Source organism: Bilophila sp. (genome assembly GCF_057864385.1).
Window position 1 is genome coordinate 33,004 of record NZ_DBMAFI010000031.1, and the last position, 6,869, is coordinate 39,872.

Sequence of the window (6,869 nt, forward strand, 5' to 3'; positions counted from 1 at the left end):
TTGAAAAAGGGTTCTCCCTTCCCCCCACACCCCCCATCCTTTCCAAAAACTTCTGACGGGTGGGGAGGAGACGCGGCGGGCGTTTCCTTTTGCGATAAAAAAATTTCCGCGCGGCCCCTCACGGCATACGAAGCCGGGCTGGGGCCCGTTACAAAAGTCTTGGGAAGATGAGAGGAGGGGGCCTGGGGGAGGGGAGAAGGAAGCCCTTCTTCAGAAGGGTTCCTTCTCCCCTCCCCCAGTTCCGTACCCTCTAAAGGAGCAAGCATGAACGAAACGAACGACGCCATCACCAGCAATGCAACACTGGAGGGATTCGAGCTTCCGCTCATGCCCTTGCGGGAGGTGGTCATGTCGCCGCACTCGATCATGCCCCTCCTCGTGGGCCGCGAAGCCTCGATCAAAGCCATCGAAAGCGCCGTGAACAACTACGGCAAGCGCATCTGCCTCGTGACCCAGCGCGAACCCGAACTGGAAAAGCCCAATCCGGCGGATCTCTATGCCGTTGGCGTGGTCGGGCGGGTGCTCCAATATATGCGGCTGCCCGAAGGCCCGATCAAGGTGCTCTTCGAGGGCCTGTACCGCATCGGCTGGCGGCCCCTGACGCCCGAAGATCAGGAAAACCCGTTCGGAAAGGATGCCTTCCCCAAGGTCGTGGTCACGCCGCTGCCCATCATACGCAATGACGGCCCGGAAACCGAAGCGCTTGTTCGGGCCACAAAGGAAATCCTCGCCGAATACGCCCATACCAACAAAAAGCTCACCCCGGAGATCCTCTCCGCCGTCACCGCCCTGCGCGACCCCGGACAGCTTGCCGACACCATCCTGCCCTTGCTCAAGATCGAATACCCCAAGAAGCAGGAAGCCTTGGAGCTCTCCGACCCCGGACAGCGGCTTGAAAAGATTTACGAGCTCCTGAATACCGAGATGGAGCGGGTTTCGATGGAACGGCGCATCAAGAGCCGCGTCAAAGACCAGATGGATAAAAACCAGCGGGAATACTACCTTTCCGAGCAGATCAAAGCCATCAACAAGGAAATGGGCCGCGAAGACGATCCGCAGGCTGAAATCGCGGAGCTTGAGCGGATGCTCAAGGCCAAGAACATGCCTGAAGAAGCCCGCGAAAAAGGCATGTCCGAGCTCAAGAAGCTGCGCATGATGGCCCCGGCCTCCGCCGAATACGCCATTGTCCGCAACTATGTGGACTGGATTCTCGAACTGCCGTGGAATGAGATGCGGGAAACCAGCATCGACATCCCCGAAGCCCGCGCCATCCTCGACGCCGATCATTTCGGCCTTGAGAAGCCCAAACAGCGCATCCTTGAATTCCTCGCCGTCCAGAAGCTCACCAACGCGCTCAAAGGCCCCATCCTCTGCCTCGTCGGGCCTCCCGGCGTGGGCAAGACCTCGCTGGCCCGCTCCGTCGCCACGGCCACGGGGCGCGAATACGTGCGCCTGTCCCTCGGCGGCGTGCGCGACGAAGCCGAAATCCGCGGCCACCGGCGCACCTACGTGGGGGCCATGCCCGGCAAGATCATCATGGCCCTCAAGCGCGCCAAATCCAGCAACCCGCTGTTCTGCCTCGATGAAATCGACAAGATGAGTTCCGATTACCGGGGCGATCCCGCGTCCGCCCTGCTGGAAGTGCTCGACCCCGAACAGAACAAGACGTTCAACGACCACTACCTCGACATCGACTACGATCTGTCGAAGGTGTTCTTCATCACCACGGCGAACTCGCTGCACAATATCCCCGCCCCGCTTCAGGACCGCATGGAAATCATTGAGCTTTCCAGCTACCTCGAAGTAGAGAAAAAGCACATCGCCCGCGACTTCCTCCTGCCGCGCCAGATCAGGGAACATGGCCTCAAGTCCGGGAACATCTCGCTGCCGGAGGAGACGCTCACCGAGGTCATCCGTTCCTACACGCGCGAGGCCGGCGTCCGCAACCTTGAACGCGAAATCGGCGCGCTGTGCCGCAAGACCGCGATCAAGCTGGTGGAAGAAGACAACCTCGACCAGTGCGTGACTATTGCGCCGGATGATCTGGAAACCTATCTCGGCGTGAAAAAGTACCGCATGGACGAAAACGAAAAGTCCCCCAAGGTCGGCGTGGTCAACGGGCTGGCCTATACGGGCGTGGGCGGCGTGCTGCTCAATGTGGAAACGGTGATCATGCCCGGCAAGGGGAGTGTGGCCACCACCGGCAAAATCGGCGAGGTCATGAGCGAGTCCGCGAAGGCGGCGCTTTCCTACGTGCGTTCCCGTGCCGCGGCGCTTGGGCTCAAGCCCGATTTCCACAGCGAGATCGACATCCACACGCACTTCCCCGAAGGCGCGACCCCCAAGGACGGCCCCTCGGCGGGCATCGCCATCACCACGAGCCTCGTTTCCGCCCTGCTCGGCATCCCCGTGCGGCATGACGTGGCCATGACCGGCGAAGTCACCCTGCGCGGGCGCGTGCTTCCCATCGGCGGCCTGCGCGAAAAGCTCCTCGCCGCCAGCCGCGCAGAGATGGCGACCGTGATCATCCCGCGCGACAACGCCAAGGATCTCAAGGAAGTGCCTGACGAAATCCTCCAGACCCTGCGTATTGAGCTTGTGGATCATGTGGATGAGGTGCTCCCCATCGCCCTCGACGCGCCCGCGGACGCCATTTGGGACAAGAGCGACTGCCCTTCCCTTATCGAGTCCCTCCGCCGCCATCACGAGCCTGCGGTGGCGCCGATGGCGGCGCAGTAGGAGGGAGGAGATTGGGGAGGGGAGGAGGAACCTTTCTGGAGAAAGGTTCCTCCTCCCCTCCCCAAACCCCACCCCTCCGCCTCCCAAGACTTTCGTAAGAGTCGATGAAAGGTGGGGTGGCTTGAAAGGCGGGGTGTCGGCGCACGTCCCCCGGTGCTGCGCCCAAAAACTGGTTTCGTAAGGCATTTGACGGCAGTTAGTTGATATCATGTTGCAGTAATTGATTTCGTTGAACTTTTTAAAGGCGCTTGTTGGCGTGCATTCCCGGTGCCGTGCCCAAGAAATTGGCTTTTCACGGCACTTGATTGACGTAGCGTTGCAGCGACTGATTTTATCGGGTTCTTTGAAGGCATTTGTCGGCGTTCCCTGCGGCGGAAAAGTTTTCCTCAGTATTTGCCTTGGATTACATGGAATACAATACCAATCGGTTGCTGCGGTACGGCCTTGTTTTTTGATGCGAAGGGACTCCCTCCGGGGTCCCTCCCCACCAGTCAAAATTTTTGCGGAAGGAGGTTCGGGGAGGGGCTTGTTTTAAAAAGCCCCCTCCCCCGTGCCTCCCTCCAATACCCCAAACCGCAGGGACGGCCCTGCGGCTGCCTGCGAACCGGGGACGGCCTCGACAAACCCATAGCGAGGTAATGTATGCACTGGATTTTGCTTGTTCTTGCCGGATTGTTCGAGGTAGGCTGGGCCATCGGCCTGAAGAGTTCCCACGGGTTCACGCGGTTCTGGCCTTCGGTGGCGACGCTTGTCCTCATGGCCTTGAGCTTTTTCCTGCTGGCCTCGGCCCTGAAACACCTCCCCATCGGCACCGCCTACGCGGTCTGGACGGGCATCGGGGCCGTGGGGACGGCGCTGCTCGGCATCGTTCTTTTCGGCGAATCGGCATCCCCGGCGCGCCTCCTGTGCATCGGGCTGATCCTCGCGGGCATCGCCGGGCTGAAACTGCTTTCCGACGCATAACGGCTTATTGTGAATGGACAAGGGTGAAACGGTATGGCACGCATTCTGATCATCGACGACGAGGAGCCCATCCGGTTCTCGCTCCGGGGCATTCTGGAGGACGAAGGGTACGAAGTGCTTGAGGCCGCCACCGCCGAGGAAGGGCTTGAAGCCGCCGACGCGGAACGCCCGGATCTCGTTTTCCTCGACATCTGGCTGCCCGGCATGGACGGCCTCACCGCGCAGGCCCGGCTCAAGGGGAACCACCCCGATCTGCCCGTCGTGATGATATCGGGGCACGGAACCATCGAAACCGCCGTAAGCGCCATCCAGCAAGGGGCCTACGACTTCATCGAAAAGCCCCTTTCTTTGGAAAAGGTCGTCATCGTCGCGGCCCGCGCCCTTGAAGCTGGCTCCCTGCGCCGTGAAAATCAGGTGCTCCGTACCGTTTTGCCCGAACAGGACGAACTCATCGGCCAATCCCCGGTCATGCTCAAGTTCCGGGAACTGCTGGCCCGCGTCGCCCCCACGGACGTGTGGGTGCTGCTCACCGGCGAAAACGGCACGGGCAAGGAACTCGCCGCCCGCGCCCTGCATGCCGGGAGCCGGCGCGCCGATGCGCCCATGATCGCGGTGAACTGCGCCGCCATCCCCGAAGAACTCATCGAAAGCGAGCTGTTCGGGCATGAGAAGGGCGCGTTCACCAGCGCGGATCAGGCACGGGCCGGACGCTTTGAAATGGCGAACAACGGCACGCTGTTCCTCGACGAAATCGGGGACATGAGCCTGAAAACGCAGGCCAAAATCCTCCGCATCCTTCAAGAGCAGTCCTTCGAGCGCGTGGGCGGCACGCGGACCATCAAGGTGGACGTGCGGGTCATCGCCGCGACGAACAAAAACCTTGAGGAGGCCATTGCCGCCGGGACATTCCGCGAAGACCTGTACTACCGGCTCCGCGTGGTTCCGCTGCACCTGCCTCCCCTGCGCGAGCGCGGGGGGGACATCGATCTGTTGCTGGCGGCCTTCACGGAACGCCTGTGCCGCGTACACGCCTGCAAAGCGCCCGTCTACGCGCCGGAAACGATGGAACGCCTCCACCATTACCCGTGGCCCGGCAACGTGCGCGAACTGCGCAATTTCGCGGAACGCATGGTGATCCTCTTTGGCGGAAAGACAGTCCTCCCCGTGGATCTCCCGCCGGAAATGATCCCGCAGGGCAAGCCGGAGCCGTCTGCCGGGGCCGCCCCCGCCGACTGCGAACCGGCGTTCCTGCCGCAATCCGCGGTACTGGCCCCGGATCTCGATTTCAAGAAGGCCAGGGCCGTGTTCGAGGCCCGCTACCTTGAGGCGAAGCTCCACGAATGCGGCGGCAACATCACAAGGCTTGCCGAGACCATCGGCCTTGAGCGCAGCTACCTGCACCGCAAGCTGAAAGGGTATGGGATTTCTTCGGAGTAGCGCCCCCGTTGCCCCGTTTGGGCAATGAGGAAAAAAGGCTCCACCGGAGCCTACAAACACAAAAGTCTTAGGAAAGAGCAGGATGGGGTTTAAGGCGGAGAGGGGAAAGCCCTCCCTCAGGGAGTTTTTCTCTCCCTTCCTTAAGCCCCTCCTAAAGGAGCATTTGCATGGAATTGCGTTTTCAGGCCGGAGGGCCGGAGAGTTGGTCGGCGGATGCGGTGATCGTGTTCCTGTCGGAAGACGAGAAACTGGAAAAAGCCTACCCCGAACTGTTGGAAGCCGCGCCGTGGATGTCCATTGCGCCGGGGATGCGTGACTTCCACGGGAAAAAAGGCGAAATGGGCCTTCTCTACGGCCCTCCCGCGCACCCTCTGCCCCGCGCCGTCGTGGTCGGCCTCGGCAAGCTCGACGCGCTGACGTATGCGGAAACGCTTGAAGAACTCCGCAAGGGAGCCGGAGCCGCCGCCGTCCGCTGCCGCGAGCTCGGCGTGGGCACGCTTGCCCTGCCCGTTTCCGGGCTGGCCCGCTTCAACGCCGATGTGGAGCGCACCATTGAAGAAATCGTCTGCGCCGCCATGCTCGGCCTGTGGCGCAACAAGGCGTTCAAGTCCAAAGAGCCCGAAGACGCCGATCCGCGCTGGCTGGCCCTGCTGTTCTGCGACGCCAGCGTGCCGGACTTCCCCCGCCTTGCCGCCCGGCGCGGCGAGACCCATGCCGAAGCCGTCATCCTCGCCCGCAACCTCGCCAACACCCCGGCCAACAGCCTCACGCCGGAAGGCATGGCGGAAGAAGCCCGCAAGCTCGCCCGGCGCCACGATATGAACTGCGAAGTGCTCGAACGCGAGGACATCATTTCCCTCGGCATGGGCGCGTTCGCCGCCGTCGCCGCCGGTTCCGTCAACGATCCGCGCCTGATCATCCTTGAGCACGCCCCCGCCGGGCATGCCGACGAAGCCCCGCTCATCGTGGTGGGCAAGGGCATCACCTTCGACAGCGGCGGGATCTCCATCAAGCCCGCCGCCGGGATGTGGGAAATGAAGGGCGACATGGGCGGCGCGGCCGCGGTCATGGGCCTGTTTGAAGCCCTCGGCCAGCTCGAAACGCCCCGCCGCGTCATCGGCCTGATGGCTTGCGCCGAGAACATGCCCGACGCCCGCGCGACCCGTCCCGGCGACGTGGTGAAGACCCTCAGCGGCAAGACCGTGGAAATCGTCAACACCGACGCCGAGGGGCGCCTTGTGCTTTGCGACGCCCTGACCTACGCGCAGCAGCGCTGGAACCCTTCCATGATCGTGGATGTGGCGACCCTCACGGGCGCGTGCGTCGTGGCCCTTGGCGACGACGTGGCGGGCCTGTTCTGTCAGGACGCCACCCTTGCCCAGCGCATCAAGGACTTTGGCGACATCGTGGGCGAACCCTACTGGCCCCTGCCGCTCTGGGATCGCTACTTTGAGTTGCTCAAGAGCGAAACCGCCGACTTCGCCAACGCCGGGGCGCGGGCGGGCGGGGCAAGCAGCGCCGCCGTGTTCCTCAAGCAGTTCATCACGTTCGACGGAAGCTGGGCGCATCTCGACATCGCCGGGCCCGGATTCGTCACCCGCAAAATCCCCAACTGTCCCGCGGGCGGCACCGGTTTCGCCGTCCGCACGCTGATCGAGCTGGCGGAGAATAAATAGTATACTTGGGGAGGGGCGGGGAAACCTTTCTGGAGAAAGGTTCTCCCCGCCCCT

The 6,869-nt window shown here is 62.6% G+C and carries 4 protein-coding genes; all 4 read left to right on the plus strand.

All coding sequences use genetic code 11. The features are described from left to right. The first annotated feature begins 264 nt into the window (after positions 1-264). The gene (gene lon, locus ACZM8Y_RS11050; RefSeq protein ID WP_482333499.1) at positions 265-2,739 is read left to right on the plus strand and encodes an endopeptidase La; all 2,475 of its coding nucleotides are present in this window, start codon (positions 265-267) and stop codon (positions 2,737-2,739) included. 642 nt (positions 2,740-3,381) lie between these two features. Then, entirely contained in the window at positions 3,382-3,702 is a 321-nt protein-coding gene (sugE, locus tag ACZM8Y_RS11055; RefSeq protein WP_482334745.1) for a quaternary ammonium compound efflux SMR transporter SugE, read from the plus strand. A 33-nt stretch (positions 3,703-3,735) separates the two neighbouring features. After that, a complete protein-coding gene (locus tag ACZM8Y_RS11060; RefSeq protein ID WP_482334747.1) occupies positions 3,736-5,139 on the plus strand; it encodes a sigma-54-dependent transcriptional regulator in 1,404 nt (467 codons plus the stop codon). A 167-nt stretch (positions 5,140-5,306) separates the two neighbouring features. Then, entirely contained in the window at positions 5,307-6,815 is a 1,509-nt protein-coding gene (locus tag ACZM8Y_RS11065) for a leucyl aminopeptidase (RefSeq protein ID WP_308772055.1), read from the plus strand. Positions 6,816-6,869 lie beyond the last annotated feature (54 nt).

Coding starts and splice junctions, on each gene's coding strand:
- lon (WP_482333499.1), top strand. CDS start 265: ATGAACGAAACGAACGACGCCATCACCAGCAATGCAACACTGGAGGGA.
- sugE (WP_482334745.1), top strand. CDS start 3,382: ATGCACTGGATTTTGCTTGTTCTTGCCGGATTGTTCGAGGTAGGCTGG.
- ACZM8Y_RS11060 (WP_482334747.1), top strand. CDS start 3,736: ATGGCACGCATTCTGATCATCGACGACGAGGAGCCCATCCGGTTCTCG.
- ACZM8Y_RS11065 (WP_308772055.1), top strand. CDS start 5,307: ATGGAATTGCGTTTTCAGGCCGGAGGGCCGGAGAGTTGGTCGGCGGAT.